A 14,269-nucleotide genomic window follows, 5' to 3' on the forward strand; every position below is an offset into this window, starting at 1 on the left:
ATATGATGCGGCCATGTCGATCGAGCGGGGCGCCGAGTTCGCCGAGTTCTGGGCTGAACGGCACCTGTGCACGTTGTCCACCGTCCGTCCCGACGGGACTGTGCACGTCGTCCCGGTCGGGGTCACGCTCGACGCCGAGGCCGGTGTCGCGCGGGTGATCACCAGCGGCGCGTCGTGGAAGGTCAAGCACGTTCGCAAGGCCGGGTACGCCGCTGTGTGCCAGGTGGACGGTCGGCGCTGGTCCACCTTGGAGGGTCCGGCGGTCGTGCGCGACGACGTGGAATCCGTCGACGAGGCCGTGCGGCGGTATGCGCTGCGCTACAGGCAGCCGCGGGTCAATCCGCAGCGCGTGGTGATCGAGATCCAGGTGAAGCGTGTCACCGGCACCGTCTGACGTCGTGGTCGTCGGCATCGGGGCCGACGGGTGGGACGGGCTGTCGCCCGCCGCTCAGCAGGCGGTTTCCAGGTCGCGGGTGTTGATGGGGTCGCGGCGGCAGCTCGACCTGGTGCCGGGGGAGTTCGAGCGGGTCGCGTGGCCGTCGCCGCTGGTACCGGCGTTGCCCGAGTTGTTCGAGAAGTACCGGGACGTGTGTGTGCTGGCGTCCGGTGACCCCATGTTCCACGGCATCGGCACGACCCTGGTCCGGCTGCTCGGCGAGCGCGTGACGGTGATCCCGCATCCGTCGTCGGTGTCGCTGGCCTGTGCGCGGCTCGGGTGGGCGTTGAACGAGGTCGAGGTCGTGTCCCTGGTAGCGCGTTCGATCGATTTGCTACGGCCCGTGTTGACTCCGGGACGGCGTGTGCTCGTGCTCGGTGGCGACCCGGCCGCTGTCGCTGAAGTTGTCGGCGCGGACGGGCAGATCGTTGTGCTCGAACAGCTAGGTGGGTCCGCCGAGCGGGTTTACCCTTGGTCCGGGCAGGACTCGGACCCGTTGTGCGTGATCGCGGTCGAGTACCGCGGGAGCGCTCTCTCGCGGGTTCCCGGACTGCCTGACGACGCTTACGAATCCGATGGTCAGCTGACGAAGCGAGAGGTGCGGGCTATTTCGTTGTCGAGATTGGCGCCGCTGCCGGGGCAGCTGCTGTGGGACGTCGGGTCCGGGTCGGGTTCCATCGCGATCGAGTGGGCGCGCACGCATCCGACGTGCCGCGTGATCGCCATCGAGCAGTCGGCCGAACGCGCAGAGCGAATCGCCGGTAACGCTGCGTCTCTGGGGGTGCCGGGTGTGGAGGTCCACATCGGACGGGCGCCGGACGCGTTGGAGGGGCTGGAGAAGCCCGACGCGATCTTCGTCGGCGGTGGCGTGACCGTGCCCGGCGTGATGCAGGCCTGCTGGGACGCTTTGGCTTCCGGTGGTCGTTTGGTGGTGAACGCCGTGACGCTGGAGTCCGAGGCCGTGGTGGCGCAGTGGTACGCGCGGCTCGGCGGCGACCTGGTGCGGATCGCGGTGAACCGCGGCTCCGCCGTCGGCAAGTTCACCGGCTGGCGGCCGCACATGCCCGTGACGACGTGGAGCGTTACCAAGTGACCGTGCACTTCATCGGGGCAGGCCCCGGTGCGGCCGACCTGATCACGGTGCGGGGGCGCTCGCTGATCGAGTCGTCGCCGGTCTGCCTGTACGCGGGCGCGTTGGTGCCCGTCGAGTTGCTGGACTTCTGCCCTGACGGGGCGCGCAAGATCGACACGGCTTCGCTGACGCTCGACGAGATCGTCGCCGAGCTGGTCGCGGCCTCGGAGCAGGGGCTGGACGTGGCCCGGCTGCACTCCGGGGACCCTTCGGTGTTCAGCGCGATGGCCGAGCAGATGCGCCGGTTGGACGCGCTGGAGATCGCTTACGACGTGACGCCCGGGGTGCCGGCTTTCGCGGCCGCGGCGGCGTCGTTGCAGCGTGAGCTGACCGTGCCGGGTGTCGGGCAGACGGTCATCCTGACGCGGACTTCGCAGCGGGCCACGCCGATGCCGGACGGTGAGGACCTCGACACCTTGGGACGCAGTCACGCGACCCTTGTCCTGCACCTGGCCGTGCAGCGGATCTCGGACGTGGTCGCGGAGCTCGTGCCGCACTACGGCCTGGACTGCCCTGTCGCGGTCGTCGCCTATGCCTCCCGTGAGGACGAGGTCGTGTTGCGCGGGACGTTGGACGACATCGCGGCGCAGGTCGAGGCCGCCGGGATCAAGCGGACCGCGGTGATCATCGTGGGGAACGTGCTCGGGGCGACGCAGTTCCCGGACAGCCACCTGTACTCGGCCACGCGCGTTCGATGATCCTGATCCTCGGCGGAACGGGGGAGGCGCGCGAGCTCGCGTCCCGCGTACCGGCCGTTTCTTCGCTGGCGGGGCGGGTCAGCTCGCCTCGGTTGCCCGCCGGTGAGGTTCGGATCGGCGGCTTCGGCGGTGTCGACGGGCTCGCGGAGTGGTTGCGGGACAACGATGTCAGCGCCGTGGTCGATGCCACGCACCCGTTCGCCCGGCAGATCACCTCGAACGCTTTCGAGGCTTGCGAGCAGGTCGGGGTGCCGTTCCTGATTCTGCGCCGGGCTGGGTTCACGCCGCAGCCCGGGTGGCACTGGGTCGACAGCGTCGCCGAGGCCGCGCGGGATCTGCCCGGGGCGCGGGTGTTCCTGACGACCGGCCGGCAGGACCTCGCCGAGTTCGCCGCGTGCCCGCAGTGGTTCCTGGCACGGATGGTCGAGCCGCCGGAACCGCCGCTGCCGCAACGGATCGAGGTGCTGCTGTCGCGCGGTCCGTTCACTGTGGACGGTGAGCTGGGGCTGATGCGGTCCCGGGAGATCGACGTCCTGGTGACCAAGGACAGCGGCGGCTCGATGACGTCGGCCAAGCTCGAAGCCGCGCGCCGTCTCGGTGTGCCGGTCGTGATCGTGCGTCGGCCGCCGCTCCCACCTGCGGAAACGGTGGCCGACGTCGACGGTGCCGTCAGCTGGTTGGGTACCGTCGGGGCGTGAAGACGACCCCCTGGGGCGTCACGATCGTCTGCGACGAGCCGATGATCAGCAGGCAGCGCATGTCGATCGTGGCCGGGTCGAGCGCGCCGAGCGTCAGGACGCGGATCTCCTCCTCCGGGCCGCCGACATCGCGGCCGACGACGATCGGCGTCTCCGGGTCGCGGTGCTGGAGCAGCAGATCGCGCATGTCCGCCACCTGATGGGTGCGGGCCTTGGACGCCGGGTTGTAGATCGCGATGACCAGGTCGGCCTTGGCGGTGGCTTCGAGCCGTTCGGCGATGACGTCCCACGGCTTGAGCCGGTCGCTCAGCGAGATCACCGCGTAGTCGTGCCCGAGCGGCGCGCCCGCCTTGGCCGCCACGGCGTTCGCGGCCGTCACGCCGGGGATGACGCGCACCGGCACGTCCTGGGTCTCCGCGGCGACTTCCAGCACCGCGGTGGCCATCGCGAAGACGCCGGGATCGCCCGACGACACGACCGCGACCCGCGCGCCCTTCCGCGCGAGGTCCAGGGCGAAGGCCGCGCGTTCGGACTCGACCTGGTTGTGCGAGGAATGGCGCTTCTGGCCGGGGCGTTGCGGAACCCGGTCGAGGTAGGTGCTGTAGCCGACCAGTTCGTCGGCGGCCTCCAGTTCCTGGCGGGCCTCCGGGGTGAGCCACGCGCGGGCGCCGGGGCCGAGGCCGATGACCACGACCTCGCCCTTCGGCTTGGCGGGCTTGGACTGGCTCGGCAGCAGGGCAAGCGAGAAGTACGGGACGCTCGCGGGATCGACGTCGGCCAGCGGCGACATCTTCTGACGACCGGTGGTGGCGCGTTCGACGTACCACGCGCCGTCGAGCCGGCCGGCCGTTTCGAGGGCCTCGCGGACGTTGCCGAAAGTACGGCCCAGCTTGAGGATCGCGGCGCTGTCGGTGTCGGCGAGCCTGGTCGCGAGCTCGGCGGGCGGCAACGTGCCCGGCAGGATCGTGAGCACCTCGTCGCGTTCCACGAGCGGTGTGCCGAGTACTGCTGAAGCGCCGCTCACGGACGTGACGCCGGGGACCACCTCCCACTCGTAGCGGTCGGCCAGGCGCTTGTGCATGTGCATGTAGGAGCCGTAGAAGAACGGATCTCCAGCGGCCAGGACGACGACGACGCGTCCGGCGTCGAGGTGCGCGGCCAGCTTGGCGGCGGCCTCCTCGTAGAAGGCGTCGATCTCGCCCTGGTAGTCGTCCGTGTCCTCGGTGGTGACCGGGTAGACGAGCTGTTCCATGATCTGCGGGTTCGGATCGTTCTGGCTGCGGAAGTACGGCGCCGCGATGGTCTTGGCGACCGACTTGCCGTGCCGGGCGCTGTGGAACGCCACCACGTCGGCTTCGTTGATGAGTCGCGCGGCCTTGACCGTCAGGAGTTCCGGGTCGCCGGGACCCAGGCCGACGCCGTAGAGCTTGCCCGTCATTCTTCCTCGCTCGCGATCGCGTTGATGGCCGCCGCCGTCATGGCACTGCCGCCGCGCCGGCCGCGCACCACGAGGTGCTCCAGATCCGTTGCGGCCAAAGCTTCCTTGGACTCCGCGGCCCCGATGAACCCGACCGGGATGCCCAGGACCGCGGCGGGCCTCGGGGCTCCGGCGGCGATCAGGTCGAGGAGGTGGAACAACGCCGTGGGGGCGTTGCCGATCGCGATCACCGCGCCGTCGAACCGGTCCGCGAGCAGTTCCAGGGAGGCGGCGCTGCGCGTGTTGCCGATGGTCTGCGCCAGCTCCGGAGTCCGCGGATCCTGCAGGTGGCAAAGGACTTCGTTGTCCTTCGGCAGGCGGCGGCGGGTCACGCCGGACGCGACCATGTTGGCGTCGCACAGGATCGGCGCACCGTTGCGCAGCGCTTCCCGGGCGTCGCGCACGACGTTCGGGGAGAAGGCGACGTCGTCCGGCAGGTCGGTCATGCCGCACGCGTGGATCATGCGGACGACGACTTTCGCGACGTCGGCGGGGAACCTGGTGAGGTCCGACTCCGCGCGAATGGTGGCGAAGGACTGGCGGTAGATCTCCGCCCCGTCCTTGATGTACTGCGTCAACGGATCTCCTCGTAGCCGTCGCCGGTCGCGACGAACTCGGTCACATCGCCGGCGGGACGGCCGCAGCGGCGGGCACAGCCCGACCAGTGGACGGGACGGTCATGCGGGGTGCCGAGCCACGCGCGCGCGTCGGCCCGTACGTCGGACAGCGACTTCGCGCAGCCGGGGCGGCCGGTGCAGGCGCTGACGCCGTGCCACGGGGAGGCCGGGTCGGTGATGAAGCCGGAGGTGTCGGTGCCGGCGGGGACGACCAGGCTGCGCCACGGCGTCAGGCGCAGGGCGACGCCGGGGAGTTGGTGGGCGTCGAGCCGGCCGAGCGGGACGCCTGGCGTCAAAGGTGAAGGTGCGACAGGAGTCACAGCCGGGGTGATCCGCGGGGCGTCGGAGGCACCGAAGTGAGCGGTGATCTTTCGCACACCGTCGTCTACTTCGGACAGGCGCCAGGCCTGCCCGCGGAGCTGCTGGAAGAGGCGGGCGGCGGTGAGCACGGCGTCGACCGGGTCGGTGACGCGGACGCCGGTGTCGCGGCCGGCGAGGAGGAGGACCCACGGGGAGGGGGTGGTGCGGGACGCATCGCCGCCCGTCTGGCCCACATCGCTGCTGACCAGGCCGAAGTCGCCGCCCAGCCCGCTCACCGCGGCCCCCGCCGTCACCAGGAACCTTCCCGGCAGATCCGCCATCGCCGGGTCCGCGCACAGGGCCGAGTCGATCGCGTCGACCAGCGCCTGGTTGTCCTCCAGCGGGGCGGCGATGATGTTGCGGATCCGCTCGTGCGACGCCGAGGGCAGCAGGCCGGCCGCGGCCAGCCGCGCGCCCAGTTCCACGCCGTCGGCCAGCCCCCTGATCTGGAGGTTCGCCCGCGAGGTCAGTTCGATCGAGCCGGAGCCGAGTTCGAGCGACGCGAGGCGCACGACGTCCCACTGAGCAGCGGAAAGAGTGCCGCCCGGCACCCGGATGCGCGCCAGCCCGCCGTCGGCCGCGGCGTGCAGCTCGACGGCGCCGGGGCAGGCGTCCGGGTGACTACGCATAGGTCGGACTGTAACCCGCCGGTTAGGGTGAGCCCGAACGACGAAGCGCAGGAGGAAGCCGGTGCGAATCCGGCGCGGTCCCGCCACTGTGACCAGCGAACACCGCTGGGAGTCAGGAACTCCGCTTCGCCAGTCACCCGCATTTTGGGGCGAGGACCCCACGAGGGATGGAGCCTGCGTGATCCTGCTGCTGTCGACCTCCGACACCGACCTGCTGTCGGCGCGTGCGAGCGGTGCCGAGTACCGGCTCGGCAACCCCGCGCGACTCACGACCGACGACCTGCCCGAGTTGATCCAGGACGTCGGCCTCGTCCTCGTGCGCATCCTCGGTGGGCGCCGGATGTGGGAGGAAGGCCTCGACTGGCTGCTGGCGTGCGGCCTGCCGGTGGTGGTGCTCGGTGGCGAGCAGCAGCCGGACGCGGCGCTGATGGAGCTGTCGACGGTGCCCGGTGGCGTGTGCGCCGAGGCGCACCTCTACCTCGCGCACGGCGGTCCGGCGAACCTCACCGAGCTGCACAAGTTCCTGTCGGACACCGTGCTGCTGACCGGCCACGGCTTCGAGGCCCCCGCCGCCACCCCCACGTGGGGTGTGCTGGAACGGGAGACCGAGGGCACCGGTCCGACGGTCGCGGTGCTCTATTACCGCGCGCACCACGTGGCCGGGAACACGGCGTTCGTCCACGCCCTGTGCGACGCGATCGAGGCCAAGGGCGGGAAGCCCCTGCCGGTCTTCTGCTCTTCGCTGCGCACCGCCGAACCCGAACTGCTCGACGTGCTGCGCCAAGCCGACGCGCTCGTCGTGACGGTGCTCGCGGCGGGCGGCACGAACCCCGCGAAGGCGTCCGCAGGTGGCGACGACGACGCGTGGGACGTCGGCGCGCTGGCCGCGCTCGACGTGCCGATCCTGCAGGGGTTGTGCCTCACGTCGAGCCGCGAGTCGTGGGACTCCAACGACGACGGACTGTCTCCTTTGGACACCGCGACGCAGGTCGCGATCCCCGAGTTCGACGGCCGGATCATCACGGTCCCGTTCTCCTTCAAGGAGATCGACTCCGACGGCCTCACCGTCTACGTGGCCGACCCGGAACGGGCGCTGCGCGTCGCGGGCATCGCGGTCCGGCACGGCAGGCTGCGTCACATCCCGGTCGCGGACCGCAGGATCGCGGTCATGCTGTCGGCGTACCCGACCAAGCACTCCCGCATCGGCAACGCGGTCGGCCTGGACACGCCGGCGTCGACCGTGCGGCTGCTGAAGGCCATGCAGGAACACGGTTACGACATCGGCGACGCGCTGCCGGGCGTGCAGGAGCTGGACGGCGACGCGCTGATCCACGCGTTGATCGCCGCCGGTGGCCAGGACGCGGACTGGCTGACGCAGGAGCAGTTCGAGAGCAACCCCGTGCGCATCGCCGCGGCGGACTACCGGGAGTTCTACGAGACGCTTCCCGAGGACTTCCGCGAGTCGATGCAGGAGCACTGGGGCGAGGCCCCGGGCACGCTCTTCGTCGACCACAGCAAGTCCAAGGACGGCGAGATCGTGCTGGCCGCCTTGCGGTCCAACAACGTCGTCGTGATCGTGCAGCCGCCGCGCGGGTTCGGCGAGAACCCGATCGCGATCTACCACGACCCGGACCTGCCGCCGTCGCACCACTACCTCGCGGCGTACCGGTGGATCGAGTCGAACTTCGGCGCGGACGCGGTCGTGCACGTCGGCAAGCACGGCAACCTGGAGTGGTTGCCGGGCAAGACGGTCGGCATGTCGGCGTCCTGCGGCACGGACGCGGCGCTCGGCGACCTGCCGCTGGTCTACCCGTTCCTCGTCAACGACCCCGGTGAGGGCACGCAGGCCAAGCGGCGCGCGCACGCCACGCTGGTCGACCACCTCGTGCCGCCGATGGCCCGCGCCGACAGCTACGGCGACATCGCGCGGCTGGAGCAGCTGCTCGACGAGTACGGCAACATCTCCGCGATGGACCCGGCCAAGGTGCCGGCGATCCGCGCGCAGATCTGGACGCTGATCAAGGCCGCGAAGCTCGACCACGACCTCGGACTCGACGACCGGCCCCACGACGCGGAGTTCGACGAGTTCATCCTGCACGTCGACGGCTGGCTGTGCGAGGTCAAGGACGTCCAGATCCGCGACGGCCTGCACATCCTCGGCGAGGCTCCCACGGGCTCCGTCCGCGTCAACCTCGTGCTCGCCATGCTGCAGGCGCGGCAGATGTGGGGCGGTCAGGTCGCCGCGCTGCCCGGCCTGCGCGAGGCTCTCGGGCTCACGACCACGGCGCGCGAAGACGTTGACGCGATTGAAGAAGAGGCGCGCGGACTCGTCCAGGCGATGGAGGACGCGGGCTGGAACCGGGACACGGCCAAGACTCTGCACGAGTCCGAGGACGTCCAGAAGATCCTGGAGTTCGCGGCGGTCGAGGTCGTTCCGAGGTTGGCGCGCACCACCGACGAGATGACGAACGTCCTGCACGCGCTGGACGGCGGCTACATCCCGGCGGGCCCGTCGGGTTCTCCGTTGCGCGGCCTGGTGAACGTGCTGCCGACCGGCCGCAACTTCTACTCGGTCGACCCGAAGGCCATCCCGTCGCGGCTCGCGTGGGAGACCGGCCAGGCGATGGCCGACTCGCTGCTCGCCCGCTACCGCGAGGAGAACGACGGCGAATGGCCGCCCTCGGTCGGTCTGTCGGTCTGGGGCACGTCCGCGATGCGCACCGCCGGTGACGACATCGCCGAGGTGTTCTCACTGCTGGGCGTGCGGCCGGTGTGGGACGACCAGTCGCGCCGCGTCACCGGCCTCGAGGTCATCTCACTGGAGGAGCTGGACAGGCCGCGCATCGACGTCACGATCCGCATCTCCGGCTTCTTCCGGGACGCCTTCCCGCACGTCGTGTCCATGTTGGACGATGCCGTGCAGCTGGTGGCCGCGCTGGACGAGCCCGCGGAGCAGAACTTCGTGCGGGCGCACATGCTCAAGGACCTGGAGGAGCACGGCGACCAGCGCAGGGCCACGTTGCGCGTCTTCGGTTCCAAGCCGGGCGCGTACGGCGCGGGCGTGCTGCCGTTGATCGACAGCCGCAACTGGCGCGACTCGTCCGACATCGCCGAGGTCTACGCGGTGTGGGGTGGCTACGCCTACGGGCGTGGCGTCGACGGGGTGGCGGCGCGCGCGGACATGGAGTCGGCGTACCGGCGGATCGCGGTGGCGGCCAAGAACATCGACACCCGCGAGCACGACATCGCCGACTCGGACGACTACTTCCAGTACCACGGCGGCATGGTCACGATGGTGAAGGCGTTGACGGGCAAGGCACCCGCCGCGTACGTCGGCGACAGCACGCGCCCGGAGGCGGTCCGCACGCGCACCTTGACGGAGGAGACCTCACGGATCTTCCGCGCCCGCGTGGTGAACCCGCGCTGGATCGGGGCGATGCGCAACCACGGCTACAAGGGTGCGTTCGAGCTGCAGGCGACGGTCGAGTACCTGTTCGGCTACGACGCCACGACCGGCGTCGTCGCGGACTGGATGTACGAGAAGCTCACCGAGTCGTACGTGCTCGACCCGGAGACCCGGAAGTTCCTGCAGACCAGCAACCCCTGGGCGTTGCACGGCATCGCCGAGCGTCTGCTGGAAGCGGCCGAGCGCAAGATGTGGGAGCACCCGGAGGAGTCCACTTTGGACGCGCTGCGGGCGGCCTACCTCGAGACCGAGGGCGACCTCGAGGACGGCGCCTGAACGACCCGGACACAGCACTGACCCGGTGACGGATCAAGGCGGGCGGACACGTCGTTCGCCTTGATCCCGTCCAGCAGGCCGTTGATCAGGCACAGGGTCATGCCGCACACCAGTTGCGCGTGCCGCTGCGCCAGGCTGTGGAACGGGCAGTTGCCCAGCAGGATCGAGTCGTCCTCGGTCCGGGGCTCGAAACCGAAGTCTCCCAACGCCCCGGTCAGATCGCCCGAGGCCGTGGAGGCCAGGTCCGCGCCCCACTCGTAGGCACGCCGGTTCAGGATCTCGCGCGGAGGCTCGCCGGTGCTCTCCGCCTCCATCAACGCGTCCGTGACCAGATGGCTCGCGGCCTCGTAGCGGCGGTCGGGCAGCGACACCTCGATCTGCTCCTCGGAGCGCCGGTAGAGCTTCGCCGGCCGGCCCGCGCCAGGTCCGGTGCGGCCGGTGCGCCGCTGGTGCACGACTGTGAGCAACCCCATCTCCACCAGCTTGTCGAGGTGGAACGCTGCCGTCGTACGAGGGAGACCAACGGCCTGTGCGGCCTCGTCCTTGCTGATGGGCGCGGTTTGGTGCACGACGAAGTCGTAGAGCCGGCGGCGGTTCGGCTCGTCGAGGGTCGCGACGGCGGCGACGGGGTCGGCCATCTCTAAAACCTACTCTTGTTGACTAAATTCGGCGAACGGATCTACCGTGACGAACATGGACGTCGAGGCGGCGCAGCGAGCGGTCACGGACCTGCTCAAGGCTCTGGGCAAGGACCCGTACTCGGCGCACCTGGCCGACACCCCGCGCCGTGTGGCCGAGGCGTACGAGGAGATGCTGACCCCGCGCGCCTTCACCATGACGACGTTCCCGAACGACGAGGGCTACGACGAACTCGTGCTGGCGCGCAGCATCCCCGTGCAGTCGTTGTGCGAGCACCACATGCTGCCGTTCCACGGCGTCGCGCACGTCGGATACCTGCCGGGAGAACGGATCCTGGGCCTGTCGAAGCTCGCGCGGGTCGTGGAGATGTTCGCCCGCGACCTCCAGGTGCAGGAACGGCTCACCAAGCAGGTCGCCGACTGGCTGCAGGAACACTTGCGGCCCTTGGGGGTTGGCGTCGTGATCGAGGCCGAGCACATGTGCATGGCGCTCAGAGGCGTGCGGGTCAGTGGATCCCGCACGGTCACCTCTGCGTTGAAGGGCGTGCTGCGGTCCGATGCCGCGTCACGTCAGGAGTTCTTCACCCTCGTTCACGCGGCCTGAACGGGACCGAACACGAAGGAGCCGGCGGCCTCGGGATCGTCGCCCGCCCAGAACTCCGCCCACAGCGTCGTGAACTCGTTGCGCGACAACCTGCCGTCGCCGTCGAGGTCCAGCCTCTCGAAGACGGTCTCGGTCGTGCCGCCGAGCCACGCGTTGATCATGGCCTGGTACTCGTCCTCGGACACGTAGTCGTCGCCGTCCGCGTCCACGGCGCCGAACATCGCGTCCGCCGTCCCCAGCACCGGCTCGATGTTGTCCGGCAGCACGTCGACGACGTTCAGGACGTCGTCCAGCGTGACCTGCTCCGCGCCTCCCGCCGCCGACTGCAGGGTGGTCCACCAGCTCAGCATCACCCTGGTCAGCAGGTCCTCGTCGCTGCCGCGCAGGCCGGCCCAGCGCTGGGCGAGCAGTTCGAAGTCCTCCTTGGTGAGGAAGCCGTCGCCGGTGGTGTCCATCGCGCCGAACACCAGGTGCACCTTGCTGCGCTGAAATTCGCTCGCCATGCGCAGGACCATAGGCCGAATGCCGGAACCGGATCTATCGGCCGAATGGGTCCGAACTAGTCCACGAAGAGTGCATCGGCCAGCTGCAAACGGCCGGACACACCGAGCTTGCGGTAGATCCCCGAGAGCACGCCCTCGACGCCGCCGACGGGCATGAGCAGCGTGGACGCGATCTCGTCATCCGAACGGCCGCGTGCCGCCAGTTCCGCGATCTGATGCTCCGCCGGGGTGAGCGCGGTGGGCCCGGTCTGGCGCATCCGCCGAGGTCCGGCGCTCGTCGCCACCAGTTCGGAGTAGGCCCGCGCGGCCATCGCCGAAGATCCGCACTTCTGCGCCAGGTCCATCGCGTCACGCAGACAAGTGCGCGCGAAAGCCGTGTCGCCCTGACGTCGTACCACGACGCCGAGGTCGACCAACGCGCGCGCCAGCTCCAGGCGGGCGGGGGAGCCGCGCAGCACCCGCACGGCCTCTTCCAGCAACGTCCGCCCGGCCGCACCCGCCGTCACCCGGCCGGCCGCGCGCAACGCCATGCCCAACGCCCTGGGCGCGCCCCAGTCGCGGGCGAGCGTGACCTCCTCCATGGCCAGGTCGCGGGCTCGTTCGCCGTCGCCCATGGCCGCGCTCGCCAGCGCCGCGCCGGAACGCCACGCGAGCGCCGCCGGATTGCGGTACGGCCACGCCGCGCAGTGCCGTCCGGCGGCCAGAAACGCTTCCAGGGCCTCGTGATCGTCGCCTCGCGCGGTCAGCATCCGTCCGCGCACGGTCAGCACGCCGCCGTACGACCAGACGCGCCGCGCCTCGTCCGTCGAGGCCTCGGCGATGACCGCGGCGGCCTCGTCCAGGCGGCCCTCTTCGAGCAGGATGTCGGCGAGCAACGCGGCGTGCCACGTGGACACCGCGTGCCAGCGCCGGTCCTGGCGCAGATGGCCGGCCGCGACCTCCAGGTCGGCGCGGGCCGAGACGAGATCTCCCTTGCGGCGCTGGACGTTCGCGCGCATCACGTTCGTCAGCGCCCGCAACGCCGGGGCCTGCGCGCGGTCGACCTCGTCCAGCACGGCCAGCGCCTCGTCCAGCGAGTCGGCCAGGTTCAGCGTCATCGCGGACGCCAGCGACGACAGCACGCCCGTGGCCGACACGAGCGGAACCGCTTCCACAGCGCTGATGTCCCCGACCATCACGTGGTGCAGCACCCCGGCGGGCGTGTCGAGCGGCACCGACGACGGCACGGCCTCCTGCCACACCAGCCCGTGCACGGCCAAATGTGCTTGTGCCAGTGGGGAACCGCCCAGAACCACGGGGATCTCGGCGGGGCTGCCCTCGGCGTGCAGCGCGTAGGACAGGGCCACCGCGGACTCCACGTCGTCCACATCGGACTGGAACGCCTCGCGCAGCCGGACCGTCGCGCCGGGCAGGTCGCCGACCAGCTCGGCGATTCCCAGCAGCCGCAACGCCCGTGACGGGTTCGCCACCGGTTCGCGCAACGCCCGCCACAGCAACCGCGCGGCACCGGACGTGTCGCCGTGGTTCACCGCCTCCTGCGCGGCCCGGTCGAGCACCTCGCCCGCCCACGATTCCAGGCCGGGCGAGGTCTCCAGCAGATGGTCGGCGACGGCCCGGTCCGATGCGCCGTGCGTGCGCAACGACCGTGCGGCCCGGAGGTGCAACGCGGCCCGTGCCGGCGCGGGCATGTCGTTCAGCACCGCGGGCCCGGCGACGCCGAGCAGTTCGACGGTGCGCACGGCCTCCGCGAGTTCCACCGGGCTCAGTCGCGTCAGTTCGGCCAGCACACCGGGATGCGGGGACGGACTGAGCGCGGCCAGGAACTGCGCCGTGGTCACGACGGACGCGGAGCAGCGGCGCAGCCGGGCCGCCATGATCTCCCCGGACACCTCCGCGCCGCGCTGGGCCACCCGCCACACCGCCTCCGCGGTCGGCTGGACCTCGTCCTCCGCCAGCGCCTTCACCAGGCGCGTCACGGCCAGCGGGTTGCCGCCCGTCGCGTCGAAGCAGGCCGCCGCGAACTCGGGTGCTGCCTCGCCGAGTGCTGCCGAGACGAGACGTCTCGTCTCGGCAGGGGTGAAGTTGTCCAGCGTGATCCGCTGACAGGAGGCCATGATCTCGCTGAACGAAGGGTCGTGGCGTCGCTCGCCCGCGCTCGCGGCAAGCACCAGTGCGATGGGCAGTCTCCGCACCCGCAACGCCAGATACGCCAGCCAGCGCAGAGAAGCGGTATCGGCCCAGTGCGCGTCGTCCACGACGATGAGCAGGTCGCCGCGACAAGCCAGTGCGGCGGCAAGTCGGTAAACACCGTGCAACAGGGGGAAATCGGCGGCCACGGCTGTGAGCTGCACCGCACTCATCGCTTCCGCGGGCACGAGATCGGGGTCGATCAGGTCGAAGAGCTGTGCCACGATCCCGAACGGCAGGTCGCCTTCCAGGGCGCTGCCCCGCGCCCGCACGACCTGTCCCTGCCAGCGCGCGGCGAGGTCGTCCAGCGCCGCCGTCTTGCCCGTGCCGGGTGCGCCTTCCACCACCGTGGTCGTGCCCGGCGCCACCTGATCGCTGATTCCGGCGCACCACACTTTCAGCCGGTTTTCCAAGATCTCTCCACAATCCGCCGCTGAAAGTATCAGCGGAATTGATGTTAGGAGAAAGCGCTCCACTTGCCCAGGTAAAGGTTCCCGCGTCAAGGCCGTCTCAACAGGAGGGCTGCACGTATGATCCCGCGGGCAACT

12 protein-coding genes and 1 riboswitch are annotated in these 14,269 nt (G+C 70.5%); of the genes, 6 read left to right on the forward strand and 6 right to left on the reverse strand.

Annotated elements, in window-relative coordinates:
* Positions 1–13: 13 nt before the first annotated feature.
* Genes SK854_RS32500 through SK854_RS32515 form a run of 4 tightly spaced genes read left to right on the forward strand, consistent with a single transcriptional unit; the run spans position 14 to position 2,964 of the window.
* Positions 14–394, forward strand: coding sequence for a TIGR03618 family F420-dependent PPOX class oxidoreductase (locus SK854_RS32500; RefSeq protein WP_319978948.1), 381 nt, complete (start codon positions 14–16; stop codon positions 392–394).
* Complete coding sequence (cbiE, locus tag SK854_RS32505; protein WP_319978949.1) at positions 375–1,529, forward strand: precorrin-6y C5,15-methyltransferase (decarboxylating) subunit CbiE; 1,155 nt, start codon at positions 375–377, stop codon at positions 1,527–1,529. The genes SK854_RS32500 and cbiE overlap by 20 nt, the downstream gene beginning before the upstream one ends.
* The gene (gene cobM, locus SK854_RS32510; protein ID WP_319978950.1) at positions 1,526–2,266 is read left to right on the forward strand and encodes a precorrin-4 C(11)-methyltransferase; all 741 of its coding nucleotides are present in this window, start codon (positions 1,526–1,528) and stop codon (positions 2,264–2,266) included. The genes cbiE and cobM overlap by 4 nt, the downstream gene beginning before the upstream one ends.
* Positions 2,263–2,964 (forward strand): cobalt-precorrin-6A reductase, encoded by a 702-nt coding sequence (locus SK854_RS32515; RefSeq protein ID WP_319978951.1) that lies wholly within the window; start codon positions 2,263–2,265, stop codon positions 2,962–2,964. The genes cobM and SK854_RS32515 overlap by 4 nt, the downstream gene beginning before the upstream one ends.
* Here SK854_RS32515 and SK854_RS32520 read toward each other — a convergent pair.
* The 3 genes from SK854_RS32520 to SK854_RS32530 are packed head-to-tail and all read right to left on the reverse strand — an operon-like array spanning position 2,936 to position 6,047.
* Positions 2,936–4,402 carry a precorrin-2 C(20)-methyltransferase gene (locus tag SK854_RS32520; RefSeq protein ID WP_319978952.1) on the reverse strand — a complete coding sequence of 489 codons (1,467 nt, stop codon included), beginning with the start codon at positions 4,400–4,402 and terminating at the stop codon, positions 2,936–2,938. The genes SK854_RS32515 and SK854_RS32520 overlap by 29 nt on opposite strands.
* The gene (locus tag SK854_RS32525) at positions 4,399–5,019 is read right to left on the reverse strand and encodes a precorrin-8X methylmutase (RefSeq protein WP_319978953.1); all 621 of its coding nucleotides are present in this window, start codon (positions 5,017–5,019) and stop codon (positions 4,399–4,401) included. The genes SK854_RS32520 and SK854_RS32525 overlap by 4 nt, the downstream gene beginning before the upstream one ends.
* Positions 5,016–6,047 (reverse strand): hypothetical protein, encoded by a 1,032-nt coding sequence (locus tag SK854_RS32530; protein WP_319978954.1) that lies wholly within the window; start codon positions 6,045–6,047, stop codon positions 5,016–5,018. The genes SK854_RS32525 and SK854_RS32530 overlap by 4 nt, the downstream gene beginning before the upstream one ends.
* 8 nt (positions 6,048–6,055) lie before the next feature.
* Positions 6,056–6,190: riboswitch (cobalamin riboswitch) on the forward strand.
* A gap of 35 nt (positions 6,191–6,225) precedes the next feature.
* On the opposite strand from SK854_RS32530, the gene cobN reads away from it, so the two are divergent.
* Positions 6,226–9,789, forward strand: a complete 3,564-nt coding sequence (gene cobN, locus SK854_RS32535; RefSeq protein ID WP_319978955.1) for a cobaltochelatase subunit CobN — start codon at positions 6,226–6,228, stop codon at positions 9,787–9,789.
* On the opposite strand, the gene SK854_RS32540 is transcribed toward cobN, so the two are convergent.
* A complete protein-coding gene (locus tag SK854_RS32540; RefSeq protein WP_319978956.1) occupies positions 9,750–10,427 on the reverse strand; it encodes a helix-turn-helix transcriptional regulator in 678 nt (225 codons plus the stop codon). The two genes, cobN and SK854_RS32540, sit on opposite strands and share 40 nt — an antisense overlap.
* A 55-nt stretch (positions 10,428–10,482) precedes the next feature.
* On the opposite strand from SK854_RS32540, the gene folE reads away from it, so the two are divergent.
* A complete protein-coding gene (folE, locus tag SK854_RS32545; RefSeq protein WP_319978957.1) occupies positions 10,483–11,031 on the forward strand; it encodes a GTP cyclohydrolase I FolE in 549 nt (182 codons plus the stop codon).
* On the opposite strand, the gene SK854_RS32550 is transcribed toward folE, so the two are convergent.
* Positions 11,019–11,534: an EF-hand domain-containing protein gene (locus SK854_RS32550; RefSeq protein WP_319978958.1), complete on the reverse strand. Its 516-nt coding sequence runs from the start codon at positions 11,532–11,534 to the stop codon at positions 11,019–11,021. The two genes, folE and SK854_RS32550, sit on opposite strands and share 13 nt — an antisense overlap.
* A gap of 56 nt (positions 11,535–11,590) precedes the next feature.
* Positions 11,591–14,134 (reverse strand): AAA family ATPase, encoded by a 2,544-nt coding sequence (locus SK854_RS32555; protein ID WP_319978959.1) that lies wholly within the window; start codon positions 14,132–14,134, stop codon positions 11,591–11,593.
* Positions 14,135–14,269: the final 135 nt, after the last annotated feature.

The organism is Lentzea sokolovensis, assembly GCF_033949975.1.
Classification (GTDB): domain Bacteria; phylum Actinomycetota; class Actinomycetes; order Mycobacteriales; family Pseudonocardiaceae; genus Lentzea; species Lentzea sokolovensis.